The 14,488-nt window shown below is 67.5% G+C and carries 12 protein-coding genes; 7 read left to right on the top strand and 5 right to left on the bottom strand.

Features of this window, described 5'->3' with window-relative positions; genetic code table 11:
* Nucleotides 1-88: 88 nt before the first annotated feature.
* The 3 genes from ABVN73_RS22705 to ABVN73_RS22695 all read right to left on the bottom strand — a co-directional run bounded on the left by ABVN73_RS22705 (nt 89) and on the right by ABVN73_RS22695 (nt 4,680).
* Nucleotides 89-1,639 (bottom strand): DUF6212 domain-containing protein, encoded by a 1,551-nt coding sequence (locus ABVN73_RS22705; RefSeq protein WP_353860865.1) that lies wholly within the window; start codon nt 1,637-1,639, stop codon nt 89-91.
* 16 nt (nt 1,640-1,655) lie between these two features.
* Nucleotides 1,656-3,713, bottom strand: coding sequence for a glycosyltransferase family A protein (locus ABVN73_RS22700; protein ID WP_353860864.1), 2,058 nt, complete (start codon nt 3,711-3,713; stop codon nt 1,656-1,658).
* Nucleotides 3,714-3,933: 220 nt separating this feature from the next.
* On the bottom strand, nt 3,934-4,680 hold the full coding sequence (locus ABVN73_RS22695; protein WP_353860863.1) for a hypothetical protein: 747 nt from the start codon (nt 4,678-4,680) through the stop codon (nt 3,934-3,936).
* Between the two features lie 293 nt (nt 4,681-4,973).
* Here ABVN73_RS22695 and ABVN73_RS22690 point away from each other — a divergent pair, with 293 nt between their 5' ends.
* Nucleotides 4,974-5,636, top strand: coding sequence for a calcium-binding protein (locus tag ABVN73_RS22690; protein WP_353860862.1), 663 nt, complete (start codon nt 4,974-4,976; stop codon nt 5,634-5,636).
* Nucleotides 5,637-5,792: 156 nt separating this feature from the next.
* Here ABVN73_RS22690 and ABVN73_RS22685 read toward each other — a convergent pair whose 3' ends face one another.
* Nucleotides 5,793-7,127 (bottom strand): GH1 family beta-glucosidase, encoded by a 1,335-nt coding sequence (locus ABVN73_RS22685; RefSeq protein WP_353860861.1) that lies wholly within the window; start codon nt 7,125-7,127, stop codon nt 5,793-5,795.
* A 198-nt stretch (nt 7,128-7,325) separates the two neighbouring features.
* Here ABVN73_RS22685 and ABVN73_RS22680 point away from each other — a divergent pair, with 198 nt between their 5' ends.
* On the top strand, nt 7,326-8,621 hold the full coding sequence (locus tag ABVN73_RS22680) for an alpha-glucosidase/alpha-galactosidase (protein WP_353860860.1): 1,296 nt from the start codon (nt 7,326-7,328) through the stop codon (nt 8,619-8,621).
* Nucleotides 8,622-8,661: 40 nt separating this feature from the next.
* Here the strand turns inward: ABVN73_RS22680 and ABVN73_RS22675 are convergent, their stop codons facing one another.
* Nucleotides 8,662-9,189 (bottom strand): DUF2934 domain-containing protein, encoded by a 528-nt coding sequence (locus ABVN73_RS22675; RefSeq protein WP_353860859.1) that lies wholly within the window; start codon nt 9,187-9,189, stop codon nt 8,662-8,664.
* Nucleotides 9,190-9,569: 380 nt separating this feature from the next.
* Between ABVN73_RS22675 and ABVN73_RS22670 the strand changes: the two genes are divergently transcribed.
* The 5 genes from ABVN73_RS22670 to ABVN73_RS22650 all read left to right on the top strand — a co-directional run bounded on the left by ABVN73_RS22670 (nt 9,570) and on the right by ABVN73_RS22650 (nt 14,417).
* Complete coding sequence (locus tag ABVN73_RS22670; protein ID WP_353860858.1) at nt 9,570-9,917, top strand: hypothetical protein; 348 nt, start codon at nt 9,570-9,572, stop codon at nt 9,915-9,917.
* A gap of 258 nt (nt 9,918-10,175) precedes the next feature.
* Entirely contained in the window at nt 10,176-11,306 is a 1,131-nt protein-coding gene (gene argE, locus ABVN73_RS22665; RefSeq protein ID WP_353861428.1) for an acetylornithine deacetylase, read from the top strand.
* A gap of 240 nt (nt 11,307-11,546) precedes the next feature.
* Nucleotides 11,547-12,188 (top strand): chemotaxis protein CheC, encoded by a 642-nt coding sequence (locus ABVN73_RS22660; RefSeq protein ID WP_353860857.1) that lies wholly within the window; start codon nt 11,547-11,549, stop codon nt 12,186-12,188.
* Nucleotides 12,133-14,022: a PAS domain S-box protein gene (locus ABVN73_RS22655; RefSeq protein ID WP_353860856.1), complete on the top strand. Its 1,890-nt coding sequence runs from the start codon at nt 12,133-12,135 to the stop codon at nt 14,020-14,022. Before ABVN73_RS22660 ends, ABVN73_RS22655 begins: the two co-directional genes overlap by 56 nt.
* A complete protein-coding gene (locus ABVN73_RS22650; RefSeq protein ID WP_353860855.1) occupies nt 14,019-14,417 on the top strand; it encodes a response regulator in 399 nt (132 codons plus the stop codon). The genes ABVN73_RS22655 and ABVN73_RS22650 overlap by 4 nt, the downstream gene beginning before the upstream one ends.
* Nucleotides 14,418-14,488 lie beyond the last annotated feature (71 nt).

Genomic DNA, 14,488 nt, shown 5'->3' with positions numbered 1-14,488 from the left:
CTCCCCTACCCTAACGAACAGTTTATTACCAACAGCTTGCCCCGCACCGCACCAAAGGGTTGCCGCACCGCCACAAGGTCATAGCGGATCACGGCGTGGCGGCGATCCCCTCCTCCGCCGCCTCCGACTGGATGGGCGGGTTGGCCCAAGCGGTCCGGGAATCGATCTCCAGTTCGAAGTCTGAGAAGATGGTGCGCCCGTACAGGCCGTGGCCGCGATCCGGAATGTCGGTGAAAAGATGAAGCGCCATCGGCCCCGACCAGGGCGCCGCCAGCACGGCCGCGAGGTCGAGCGGCCGGCGCGGCTCCTCCATCACCATCCAGCCGCTGGAGGCGAGGACGCCCTGCTCCCGTTCCGCCTCGTCCACCGTCAGCGCCGGCGGCGCCACCACCAGCTTGCAGGCGATGGCGGTGCGGCAGCGCGGATCGTCGATGACCGCCCGTGCCCGCACGGCCACGGCGCCCGGCACCTCGTCCAACGGGATGTGGGCCGCGGTGACGACGCCGTGGAGCGGGTGGAGCAGGATGCGCCCGCCGCGCAGCAGGCCGAACCAGGGAAAGGTCGCCTCGAAGTCGCGTCCCTTGCGCACCTGAGCCAGAACCGGCTGGGTCAGCGGCCAGACCATACGGTCCGGCGCCGGATGCGGGGCCAGATGCGCCGCCGCGCCATACTCCAGTCCCGGCAGCCCGCCCCACAGCCGCAGCGCCAGCATGGCCGGCTGCCCGATGGCGCGGGCCGGCGGCGCGACGGCGTATTCGTCGAGCAGACCGGCCTGGGCCAGCGAGAGGCGCGGCGCCTCCGTCACCACCCCGATGGCGCCGATCCGCAGGTCGAGAAGCCGATCCATCCGGGTGGAGGCGGCGGGCAGGCGCAGCGGCAGCCAGCCGGATCGCAGTTCGCCGAAGGGCAGCCGCCATTCCGCAAGGATTTCGCCGGTTTCCACCCCGGTCAGGGCGATGGCGAGCACCCCGCTTCCCATCGGCGCCCGGTCGAGATGCAGATCGAGCCCCGCCAGCCCCCGCGCGCCGGCCGGCAGGCGCTGCACGATCTCCGCCGCCTCCGCGCCAATCCGGCCATGGCGCAGCGGCACCGCCAGCGCGCCCACCGGGCGGGGCGTGGCGAAGACCAGCCGCGGCGGGCTGAGACGCAGGGCGTCCAGAAGCTCCACCGCCTCCGGCGGCAGGCGGGCGGAGCGGCCCCACTCCTCCCTCAGGGTGGACAGGGTCCGCTGAAGCCCGGCGTTGCGGCGGTGCAGGCCGTCGATCTCCCCGAAGGCTTGGGCCAACAGGCCGTGCAGCAGGCTGGACGCATCGCCCGTCACCTGCGGCGGCGCGCTGTCCGGTCCGCCGGCCTCCTGCCACCAGCCGAGCAGCCGCTCGGCGTCCCGCCGGGCGGCCTCGTCGCAGGACCACAACATCCGGACGGCGGCGGGCGGTATCGCCAAGCTGCGCAACGCCTCGCCCTCCGCTGCCCCGGTGTCCCCCGACAGCAGCAGATAGCCGCCGTCGTGACGAACCAACCGCAGGATGCGAAGGGGAATGGCTCCAGGGTCCTGCGAAGCGTCGGCGCCGACCATGATGAGCTTCGGCGTTCCGTCGTAGAGGGAGGCGAACTGGGCCGCGGGGGTGGAGAGCTTCATGATGACGACACCCCTCTCAGGCGGCCGCGGAGGTTTCGGGAAGGCAGGCGGACAGAGGCATGCAGGCGGCCCAATCGGGATCGGCATCCGGCGCCGCCGCATCCTCCCAGCGCCGCAGCTTGTTCGGCGGGAAGCCCAGCGCCTGGCAAAGGCGGAAGGTCCGGGGGTCGAGCGGGACGACGGACTGGTAGGCGTGCTCGAAAGCCGCGCAGCCGTTGACCGCGTCGGCCAGGGACGGCGCACCCGGCTCGTCGGAGGCCCCCAGCAGCGCCCAGCCCGTGACGCCGAGCGCGCGCAGCCGCCCCATCAGCGGATGGGCCGCTCCATGCCGCACCGTCACCGCCAGATCGAAGACGGCCAGCGTGCCGACCGCCCCATCCTCCTCCACCGCATCCCAGGGACGCAGCGGCGTGCCCAGATAGGCGTCGCGACGGGTCAGCGGGCGCTCGGGAAGCACCAGCGGCAGCGGATGGGCGATGATCGACGCGAACGCCTCCACCACGCCCGCCGCCAGAGACAGGCCCCCGCCGCCCAGCGCCACCAGATGCGCGTCATAGCCTTTGCCGGCCAGCCAGCGGGCCATGCGGGCGGCGATGTCCAGCGCCGCCGCGTCGGCGGGGTCGGCGACCAGCGCCGCCAGCCGCCGGTTCCCGACGGGAGGGGGCAGCGGCAGCACCGAGGGCAGTTGATGCACCGTCCGGTAGACGTCCTCCGGCGAGGCGACCCCGGCGCGGTAGCGGTCGATGGGCGCCGCCGCCCAGCCGCCGTTGGGCGGCCGCGACCACGCCGCGGCCATCGCCTCGCGCAGCGCGGACAGGGCGGCATCGGCACCGGCCGGCGGCGGGACCGCGCCGGGCAGCGCCAGGGTCAGGGTCAGCCGGGCCTCGGCGCAGGGCTTCCACGGCTCCCGTTCCAGCAAGGCGGTGCCCGCCGGCTGGCGCCGCACGAGGTCGAGCAGGACCGGGGTGGGAAGCATCGCCAGCGCCGCCCCGCCGTCCGGCAGGGGGAACGGCGCGTCCGCCTGCAGCCCCACGGGCGTTCCGGACCAGCACAGCGCGACGCCGCCCTCCGCCGCGCGCGCCGACACCGAGGCGCGCACCAGGGTCGCCTGGGCCGCCGCGCGCTCCAGAACCCACAGGGCGCCGCGCAACAGGCGGTGACGCGCCAGCATCGCGTAAAGGCCGGAGTCCATCACCGCCAGCAGGCCGGGGCACTCCCCGTAGCCGGGCCGCTCCGGCGCCCGCAAGGCGCGGCGCACGAAGTCGGCGAGCGGCAGATCCTCCTCGCCCGCCATGGGGTCGGTGACGCAGCGGACGATGGCGCGGTCGGGCAGATACACGGCGTAACGCCGGCCGACGGCGGCTTCCGCCCGCAGCACGGCCTGGACCGCGAACAGCGCGGGGTGGCGCTTCTGGATGTGGGTCAGGATGGGGCGGTAATCGCGCTCGGACTCGGTCAGCATGCTCTCGCCGCGGCGGCGGTAGCCGAAGCCGGTGCCCGGCACATGAACGCCGTGGAAGCCGCGCTCCAGCCCTTGCAGCCAGAACTCCCAGTCCTCGCTGCCCTGGCGCATCGCCTCGTCGAAGCGGGCGCCGCTGTCGAGCAGGCGGCGCGACGCCATGCTGCCCGCCTCGCTGACGTTGCGGAACAGATGCTCCAGCGGCGAATAGGCGCCGGACATGTCGCAGAATTCGAAGAAACCGAACTTGTCGACGTCCGGATAGGCCCAGCCGACCTCCGGCCCCGCCGCCCGCAGCGCGTCCAGCATGCGTTGCAGCAGATGAGGCCGGATGCGGTTGTCGGAATCGAGGAAGTAGACCGCCTCCAGCGCCGGAAAGGCGTCCAGCGCGAAGGCGATCCCGCTGTTGCGCGCCGCGCTCAGCCCGGCGTTGCGCTTGTGCAGAGCATAGAGCCTCCCCGGATGGGCCGCGGCGAACTCCCGGCACACCCGTTCCGTTTCCGGGAAGGGACAGCCGTCGTTGACCACCACAACCGCGTAGGCGAAATCGGTGTCCTGGGCGAGGGCCGTGGACAACGCCTCGACCAACAGGCCCGAATGCTTGTAGGTCGGCACGACGATGGCTGCGCGGACGTTCTCGGCGTCACTGGACCCTGAAGCGGTGTGAGTTCCAACGGAATGCATGGGCGAACGCAGTGGTGACACGACACCGTCGATAGCACCGCTTCCGCTTGACTCCGATGTGACAATTCGCGGACGGGAGTGCTCGCCCCCGCCCACATTGCGCCTAAACTTTCACGATATGGGCAAAACCCAGCATTGAAGGCGTCGCAGACTACTTGTTCGCATTCCCCAACGTTATCTGAGACGTTCCTTCCTCAGACAGGTAATTCTGCGCGAAATCCTTGGATTGACTCGAAAGCACCTTGTCAAAGGTCCCGGAATGGAATCCCAGGTCCTTTAACTTTTGCCCGGCCGCTTGCTCTTTCGACGTTGCGAAGAAACGGTCATCGCCCCCCTTGAGGGTGTAGGCTTTCATGGGCATGCCGATGCCAGCCAACTGGTCCCAGGAATCCTGCATATCCTTCAGGTCTGCGCTCAGCTTGCCCAGCGCGGCCAAGCGGTCTTGGGGGCTCATTCCCGGCCGATCCATGGCTGCATACCGGCTCTCCAAAGTTGACTCCATGCGATCAGAGATGGCCTTCATGCTCTGCTGGCGCGTTGCCCCTTCGGCGGTGCCTCCCGCATCGGCGTCATCCTTGGCGGACTGCCAGAACGCCTTCTTGCGCTCGGATTTCAGTGCGGACGACAGCGCGTCGTTGAGTTCATCCGCCGACAGCGCCCCATCGGAGACGAGTTTGCCCAGCGACGTCCGATCGTCCGCCGACAGGTTCTTGAACAGGTCAAGCGCATCACCCTTCAGCGCCGAAGCCAGATCGCTGAGATCGACCCTGTCGGTCTTGGAAGAGGCGGCCGGTGCCGTCCCGTCCGTGGCACCGGCCTTCGCAGCAGCGGGCTTCGCCTGGAAGGAGGCCGCGGCGGTGGCCTGGAACAAGGATGCCGAAACGTCGGAAATTCCCATGACTTCCCCCGATGCTCGTAAAGCAAAAAACCGAATCTTTCATCTGATGCGGCATCTGCATACAAAAATATGCAAATCCATTGCATCGCTTTCATTGGGATGATTGGCCTTAAACAGTTAAGGCAAGGTTAATCTAAAAATCTTCATTAGCTAATCATTAGAAATGAAATAGTTAGATGAATAACGTTTTATTTATAAGTGCGACAATATCTCCTAATTTACCCTTATTGACCGCTGCAACATATGAATATAGCAATAATAACGTGCACTTGAATGCATACAATCATACTCGAATGGGGATCGAAATGGGATTTTACGCACTGACGTCCGGCCAGTACAATTGGGCCCCCTCCAACCCTTACGAGACTTGGTCCATATATGGAAACAACCTGAACAACCAGATTGTTGGGGGAAGTCTCAATGATTACATCAGCGGAGGAGACGGCAACGACTCATTGGATGGCGGTGCCGGCGACGATTTTATCAGTGGTGATGCTGGTTCTGACTTGATCTATGGCGGGACCGGTTCCGACAATCTGCTCGGCGGCACGGGAGAAGACACGCTCTATGGGCAGGACGGCAATGATACGTTAAACGGTGGCGCTTCGAGCTTCCGTGATATTCTTGCCGGTGGAAGCGGGAATGACACCTATGTCCACTATTACAACGACGGCGGCCTTTCGTGGATTGTCGATGGAAGCGGAACCTCCGACCAGCTCATCATCAACGACGTATCGAGCTTCAGCAACCTCACCTTCACGCGCTTCACGGACTCTTCTGGCAATCTGAACGACTGGCTTGGCATCTTCACCACCTCCGACACCAGCGGTTCCAATGGAATCTACATTCAAGGATTCTTCAACGGCTCGACGTATGGCCATGGAGCCGGCGAGGTCGAATACATAACGGTGGGATCGACGACCTACAATCTTTGGGGATACCTTGGCCTCTCATAAGAACTCACGCCCTTCCTCCGCAAGAGGAGGTTCAGAAGCTGTGCCGTCGCCAATTTTCTGAACGGTGAAAAGAAGAGTTTTCTAGAACTCCCTCTGGAAATTTCCAGTCAGGCCGGAATTCGCTATGCAATTTCCGGCCTGAATCCTCCGGCCTTTTCAAACGCTGTCAAGCCGCCCGCTCTTCGCCACCGCACTCAGGAAGCGGTAGCTGTCCTTGGGCGTACGAACCAACGTGTCGTAATCGACGCGGACAATGCCGAACCGCTTCGACAGGCCGAAGGCCCATTCGAAATTGTCCAGCAGGCTCCAGCACAGATAGCCCTTTACATTGCAGCCATCGGCCAGGGCCCGGCCGACCGCCGCCACATGGTCGCGCAGGAAGGCCACGCGCTCGTCGTCGTGCACCTGCCCGTCCGGCGTCACCACGTCGTCATAGGCCGCGCCGTTCTCGGCGACGAAGACGGCGGGGTTGCCGTAGTCCCGCTTGAACGCCATCAGCAGATCGTAGAGTCCGTCGGGCTGCACCGGCCAGGCCATGGCGGTCCAGCGGTCGCAATGGGCATCGCCCCACCACACGTCGAAGGGATGACCCGTCTCGTGCTTCATCGTCATGCGCGAATAGTAGTTGATGCCCAGCAGATCGATGGGGAAGCGGATGGCCTCCTCGTCGCCCGGCAACACGAAATCCTTCATCCGCTCCGCCATCAGCTCGGGAATTTCGCCGCGCATGACGCCGTCCAGGGCCACCCGGTTCCACACCGCGTCCCAGCGGGCCGCCGCCGCGACGTCCTCCGGCCGGTCGCTCTCGGCCCGGCAGGGCTGGAGGTTGATGACGGTGCCGAGAGTCAGGCCCGCATGCTCCGCCGATATGGCGCGGAGCGCCGCCCCTTGCGCCAGATTCTGGTGGTGCAGGGCGCGCAGGATGCCGGTCTCGCCCAGCTTGTGGCCGGGCGCGTGCTCTCCCGTACCGTAGCCGTGGGTGGCGACCACGTTCGGCTCGTTCAGCATCATCCAGTCCTTCACCCGGTCGGCAAGCCGGGCGGCGACGATGCGGGCGTAATCGGCGAAGGGGCCGACGATCTCCCGGTTCTGCCAACCTCCGCGGTCTTCCAGTGGCTGCGGCAGGTCCCAATGGTACAGGCAGGCCATCGGCCGGATGCCGGCGGCCAGCAGCCCGTCCACCAGCCGGTCGTAGAAGTCGAGCCCCGCCGCGTTCACCGCCCCCGTCCCGCTCGGCAGGATGCGCGGCCAGGCGATGGAGAAGCGGTAGGTGTTGAATCCCGCATCCTTCAGCAGGGCAATGTCCTCCGCCCAGCGATGGTAATGGTCGCAGGCGACGGCGGCGCTGCTGCCGTCCTGAATGCGCCCGGCGTCGGTGAAGGTGTCCCACACGCAAGGACCGCGCCCGTCCTCGTGAATCGCACCCTCGATCTGATAGGCGGCGGTGGACGCCCCCCACAGGAAGTCCTTGGGGAAAGTGAAGACTGCCATGACGGGGACTCCCTCGAAGTGATTATGCTGCAGATGCACTGTTGCGAGCGCGAAGGCCATGTTGCGCAAGCGAAGAGACCACCACACTTATTCTAACCATCAGGTATAGTCTCTTCGTCGTAACAAGTGTATGCTTCACCCAAGGCGGCTGCCCTGACAAATCAGCACAGCAGCATTCCCGCGGACGGGAGGCATCCCATGGCCGTTACCACCCCCAAAACCACCAAGATCGTCTTCCTGGGCGCCGGCAGCGCGGCCTTCGGGCTGAGCATGTACCGCGACCTCTTCACCACGACGGAGCTGGCGGGCAGCACCCTGACGCTGGTGGACACGAATCCGGCGGCGCTCGACCGCATGACGGCGCTCGCCCGCCTGCTGAACGCCAAGGGCAACGCCGGCCTGATCATCGAACAGACCACCGAACGCCGCGCCGCCCTGCAAGGCGCGGAATTCGTCGTCAACTCCGTCGCCATCGACCGCAACCGCCTGTGGAAGCTCGACTTCGAGGTCCCGAAGAAGCATGGCATCCGCCACACGCTGGGCGAAAACGGCGGCCCCGGCGGCCTGTTCTTCACGCTGCGCACCCTGCCCCTGATCTTCGACTTCGCCCGCGACATCGAGGAGCTGTGCCCCGACGCCCAGTTCATCAACCTGTCCAACCCGGAAAGCCGCGTCGTCCTCGGCCTCGGCAAATACACGAAGGTCAAGACCCTGGGGCTGTGCCACGGCATCTTTCTGGCGCGCTGGTTCATCTGCCAGATCCTCGGCATGGCCGAAAAGGACGTGGAGGTCTGGGGTGCCGGACTGAACCACTTCCAGTGGCTGATGCACATCCGCGACAGGGCGAGCGGACGCGACCTCTACCCGCTGCTGCGCGAGCGGGAGAAGACCCACGATCCGACCTTCACGCCGCTGACCCGCCGCCTGTTCACCAGCTTCGGCCTGTGGCCGACCTGCAGCGACGACCATATGGGCGAATATCTGCCCTACGGCTGGGAGGGCGGGGAACACGGATTCGATTTCGCGGAGGACGAGCGCGGGCGCGGCATCCTCAACGCGCTGATGGACGGGACCATCGCCGGAACGACCCCGGTGCCGGAGGACTGGACGCAACCGTCCTGGGGCGAACGGGCGGTGCAGGTCATCGCCGGGGTCCTGCACAACCGGAAGCGCTTCATCGAATCGGGGATCGTCTACAACCAGGGCGCCATCCCCAACCTGCCGCCCGATCTGGCGGTGGAGGTGCCGCTTCTGGCCGACGCGGCGGGCGTCCACCCGGTCTCGCTCGGCCCCCTGCCCGACCCGATCGCCAAGCTGCTGCACGTCCAGGCGAGCGTGCAGCAACTCGCCGTCGAGGCGGCGGTCCACGCCTCGAAGGACTTGGCGCTCCAGGCCCTGCTGATCGACCCGGTGGTGACGTCGACCGACGCCGCCGTGAAGATCCTGGACGAGCTGTGGGAGGCGAACCGGCCCTACATCCGTCCCTGTCTGTAGGAACGCGCAGGGCCGGCGCGGGTCAATGGGCCGGCGCGGGTCAATGGGCCGGTTCGGTGTCCGATGCGGCCGTCCTGCGGCGGCCGCGCGGGGCGACCGGCTTCACCGCTTCCGCCTTCACCGGTTCAGCCTTTACCGGTTCAGCCTTCAGGGCCTTGGCGCGGGGCGTCTTCGCCGGCTTCGGGGCCGCCGGAACCGGAACCGCGACCGGGGTTTCGGCGGAGGATTCGTTCGCGGCCACCGGTTCGGCCTTGTCCTTGCGGGCGCGCGTCTTCTTGGGCGCGACGGCCTCCTCGACCACATCGACCACGGCGTTCAAGCCGACGCCCAGCAGTTCGGTCGCCGCCGTCTTGGTCCGGCGGACCGCCTTCTTCACGGCCCCCGTGGCGGCGTCCTTGACGGCCGCGACCATGGCTGCCGGCTCCGCCGCGGTCACCGTCCGGTCCTCGGCTTCGATCTCGGCGCAGGCCTGCGCCCAATGTTCTTCCCCCCGTCCCTCCGGTCGCCCGTCGCGCTCCCAGATCTCATAGGCGCGGTGGCGGATGCGGTCCTCACGATCGCCTTGCATTCTTCCGTCTCCAAATGGGCTTGGTCCAAGTGGGCATGGCCGCAGAAACATCGACGCTCGAGGAAAACGGCGTCCTGCGCCCGTGGGTTCCCGTTTTAGTGCCCGGTTTATGTGACGATAAACGTACACAAAGAAAGCGTGCCTTAGTTCATAGGAAATTCATAGGCCCATTGCTTGGCCGGCCTCGACAGCCAGCGGACGGTGATAGACCATGGGGTGGTACCGCTCCCAAGGTGCCAGAGCTGCTCCGGATTGCGGTCCGCATAGAACCCTTCGCCGGGTTGAAGCGGAGCGGCCGCCCCAAGTAACTTCGGGTGAAACGTCTTGGCAGGGGGCCGTTTGCGGCCCGGAGCCGTCACGGAAGGCAAAGAGTTCAGCGCATGCCCCTTGATCCCATGCTTCAAGCCAACCGTATCCTGACCGAAGCCATCAGCAATTACCTCCAATCCTCCAACGAGCTTGCCGCGGCGGCGGAGCGGGCGACGGCGGCCAGCGCCGGGCGCGACGCGACCACCCGGCGGCTGGCCTTCCAGGACTTGTCGGAGCGCGGAAATCAGGCGCGCTTCGCCAAGAAGCACCTGACCGACACGGTGCGCCGCCTGCGCGCCACCCTGCCGCCGGCCCAGATCGAGGCGGTGGCGGCGAAGCTCGACGGGCGCGAGAGCGCCGAGAGCGCGCTGACGCTGGTGCGTACGATCCTGACCGAGAAGGTCTGGTCGGCGGCCTGACCGCGCCCGCAGCGTCCGCCCGGCCGCGGCCGGGTCCGAGCGGTCCCAATGCACAACCGGTTGGACGGCACCCCGAATGCGGGAAAACCGGACAACCGGCATTGGCCGTTGGCCGCTATGCCCGCGTAATCCGGACGACTCATTTGACATCGTAGGATGCAAGGGCCAGTGTCTGACTGCTAAAGATTATCACAAGCGCGGGATCGGCTCCGCCGTCCCGCAGATTGGATCGCAAGGGTGCAAGACGTCTCCAAGGCGATGATCGCCCGTCTGGTCGGTTTCGATACGGTTTCGCGCCGCTCCAACATGGCGCTGATCGACTGGGTTCGGGACCATCTCGCCGGATACGGCGTGGAAAGCCGGCTGGTGCCCAGCCCGGACGGCGCCAAGGCGAACCTGTTCGCCACCATCGGCCCGATGGTCGAGGGTGGCGTGGTGCTGTCGGCCCACACCGACGTCGTCCCGGTGGACGGGCAGCCCTGGGATACCGATCCCTTCACCCTGGTCGAGCGCGACGGGCGCCTCTACGGGCGCGGCACCGCCGACATGAAGAGCTTTCCCGCGGTGGCGCTGGCCCTGCTGCCGGAGATCCTGTCGGCCGGACTGAAGCGGCCGCTGCATCTGGCGCTGTCCTACGACGAGGAGGTCGGCTGCATCGGCGCCCCGGCCATGATCGCCCGCATCGCCGAAGAGTTGCCGCGCCCCGGCGCCGTCATCGTCGGCGAGCCGACCTCGATGGGGGTCGTTCTGGCCCACAAGGGCTGCTACGTCCTGCGCACCACGGTCACCGGGCACGAGGTCCATTCGTCCCAGATCGACCGCGGGGTCAGCGCCGTGATGACCGCGGCGCGGCTCGTCACCCTGGTGGGCGACATGGCGGCGGAGAACGCCGCCGCCGCGGACCCCGCATGCGGCTTCGACCCGCCCTTCACCACCCTGCAGGTCGGCACCATCGAGGGCGGCACGGCGGCCAACATCACCGCCCGCCACTGCTCCTTCGTCTGGGACATCCGCCCGCTGCCCGGCGACGACTGGACGCGCTACCGCGACCGCTTCGAGGCGGAGTGCGAGCGGCTGCGCGCCGCCATGCGCCGGATCAGCCCGGACTGCGACATCCGCACCGAGCAGCTCGCCGGCGTCCCCGGGTTGGCGCCGGAGCCGGACGGGCCGGCGGCCCAGCTCTGCCACGCCCTGACCGGGCGCAACGACACCGGCATGGTCTCCTTCGCGGCGGAGGCCGGCCAGTTCCAGGGGGCTGGCCTGTCCACCGTGCTCTGCGGACCCGGCTCCATCGATCAGGCGCATCAGCCCAACGAATACATCGACGTCGCCCAGGTCACGGCCTGCGAGGATTTTCTCCGGGGTCTCGTCCGCCGGCTGGCGGCCTGACCCGCAGCAAGGAGCGGCAGAGCGTCGCACCGGATCACAGTACAGGCGGCCCCTTTATTCGGGCCGCGATCAATGGAAGGGACCAATTGTTGGATCGACAGCACCTTGTTGCTGAATTGCCTAGAGCACTCCCAATTTGGCCTATGCCGTTGACGGGGGAGACTTTCACGGCGTTCCTGTCGCACTGTGCCCGGGGGCGCCGATGCCGCGGCGCGTCCATGGAGACGGGAGCGTCGGTGCATGGTTGATCTGAGCGACCTCGAGCGCGACGCGCTGACCGAGCTGGTGAACATGGGCGTCGGCCGTGCCGCGACCAACCTCAGCCGCATGGTCGCCGATCAGGTCCTGCTGTCCGTTCCCTCCATCGAGATCGTCAGCCGCAACGACGCCGCCGGCCTCCTGGCCGCGCGCGAGAAATTGAGCCTCGTCGCGGTCGAGCAGCGTTTCGACGGGTCGTTTTCCGGCCGCGCCCTGTTGATCTTCCCCGAGACCAACAGCCTGGAACTGGCCCGCGCCGTCCTCGGCAGCGAGCTGAGCCTGGAAGAAATCGTCGATCTGGAGCAGGACGCGCTCGCCGAGATCGGCAACATCATCCTCAACGGCTGCTTGGTCGTCATGGCCAACACGCTGAAGGACAACCTGGACATCTCGCTGCCCAGCGTGTTGCGCGGCGACAGCGACCGCATCTTCCAAAGCAACGGGCCCAACCCCGACGAGCTGGTGATGTTCCTCTACATCGACTTCCTGATCCGCAGCCGGAGCATCCGCGGCTACATCGCGTTGCTCATGGGACTGTCGTCCCTGGAGTCGCTGAAGGGACTGATCCATGGATTCATCGACCGCATCGCCTCCGGAACGCCCGATGGAACCGACCGAGTTTAAGCGCATGCCCTGGCTGGACGGCCTTCTCGACGCGATGGACGCCGGCATCGTCGTGCTGGACCGCCATGGCCGCGTGCAGTTCTGGAACCGCTGGATGGAAAGGGCGTCGGGCACCGCCGAGCCCGACATCCACGGGCGGGAGCTGGTGGAGGCCCTGCCGTCGCTGCGCGACACGCGGCTGCACAACGCGGTGCGCGACGTGCTGGAGACCGGGGCGCCCAGCGTCCTGTCCCACACGCTGAACCCGGTGCTGTTCCCGCTGCGCTGCCCCGATGGGCGGCGGATGGTCCACAACGTGCTGATCCGCCCCTTCACCGTCGCCAACGCCTCCTACTGCCTGATCCAGGTGACCGACGTCACGGCGGTGGTCAACCGCGAGCGGGTCCTGCGCGAGCAGCGCGACGCGCGCTACCGCGCCATCGTGGACACCGCCCCCGACGCCATCGTCACCACCGACACGCGCGGCGTCGTGCAATGGGCCAACGGGGCCGCCGCCCGACAATTCGGTTTCCAGCCCAACGAACTGATCGGCCAGCATGTCAGCCTCTTCCTCGCCGAAGGCTCCCCCGACTGGTCCGGCCTGCTGGAGCGCGATCCGACCGGCCGCCCAGCCCCGGTGGAGCTGATCGGGCGCAAGCGCGACGGCACCCGCATCGACCTGGAGGTTTCGCTCGCCCGCTGGGAATCGGAGGGGCGGAGCTTCATCACCGGCGTGCTGCGCGACATCACCGAACGCCGCCGCACCCGCGAGGAGCTGAAGGCCAACGCGCTCGCCATGCGCCAGCTCGCCGAGCAGACCAAGGCCACGCTCGACGCGCTGCCGGCCCACATCGCCGTTCTCGACCACGGCGGGCACATCATCTCGGTCAACAAGGCCTGGGCGGAAAGCGGGCCGCAGGCCGGCTTCCTCGGCGACGGGTCGGCCATCGGCGACGACTATCTGGAAGCCTGCGCCGCCACCCGCAGCGGGGCGGAGCACGCCGACGCGCTGATCGAGGGGCTGCGCGGCCTGCTGCGCGGCGGGTCGCCGGTGTCCATCGAGTATCCCGGCCTGTCCGACGAAGGGCCGCGCTGGTACCGCTGCCTTGCCGCGCCGATGGCCGCCGGCCCCTTCGGCGGCGCCGTGCTGATGCACATCGACGTCACCGAGATCAAGTCGATGGAGGCGGCGCTGCGCAAGCTGGTCGGGCAGAAGTCCACGCTGCTGCGCGAGGTGAACCACCGGGTGAAGAACAGCCTCCAGCTCGTCTCCAGCCTGCTGACTCTGCAAACCATGAGCCTGCCGGGCGCCGCCGAGCGCGTCCATTTCCAGGACGCCCGCAGCCGCATCGACGCCATCGCGCGGGTGCACAGCCGGCTCTACCAGACCGAGCAGTTCCAGACCATCGAGTTCGGCAGCTACCTGAACGAGCTGTGCACCGACCTGTCCCGCGCGTCGGGCGGCGACACGCTTGGCTCCATCGAGGTGCGGGCCGAGCGCGTCGACCTGCCCATCGACCAAGCGGCGCCGCTGGGGCTGATCGCCAACGAGCTGATCACCAACGCCATCAAGCATCGCGGGTCCTCGCCCGCCAACGTCCTGGTGTCGCTCGACCGCACCGACGACCTGCTGGCGCTGACCGTGACCGACCAGGGTCCCGGCCTGCCCGCCGGGTTCGACATGCGCCGGTCGCGCAGCCTGGGCATGCGGTTGATCACCAGCCTGACCGGGCAGGTCGGGGCGACGGTCACGCTGATGCCGGTCGAACGGGGAGCCTCCTTCCGCATCGCGCTGACCATGCCGGAAACGCGCGGCCCCATACTGGAAGACAGCGCGGCGGAGTGGAACGGATGAAGATCCTTCTCGTCGAGGACGAGGTCCTCATCGCCATGGAGCAGAGCTTCTACCTGGAGTCCGCCGGGCACGAGGTGCATGGGCCGGCCTCCACCAGCGAAAAGGCGCTGATCCTGGCGGAGGAGGTCAAGCCGGACCTGGCGCTGGTCGACATCCATCTCGCCCAGGGTTCCAGCGGCATCGACGCGGCCCGCCGGATGACCGCGCTGGGCATCCCCTGCCTGTTCGTCACCTCCTACCGCGAGGAGGTGGAGCCGACGCGCGAGTACGGGGTGGGCTGCCTGCCCAAGCCCTTCTCGCAGACCTCGCTGATCTCCGCGGTCGAGGCGGTCAGCGCCATCCTGGCCGGGCGGACGCCCACCAAGGTTCCCGATACCATGGAGTTGTTCTCCTGACGCACGGCGGCTGAAGCGGAATGCCGTCCGCTCTGGACCGCGACGGCGGTGCCGGCCGCGCATGGGGCCGA

This window comes from Azospirillum formosense (genome assembly GCF_040500525.1).
GTDB classification, from domain to species: Bacteria; Pseudomonadota; Alphaproteobacteria; order Azospirillales; family Azospirillaceae; genus Azospirillum; species Azospirillum formosense_A.
This window is presented reverse-complemented; position numbering and strand designations above follow the sequence as displayed.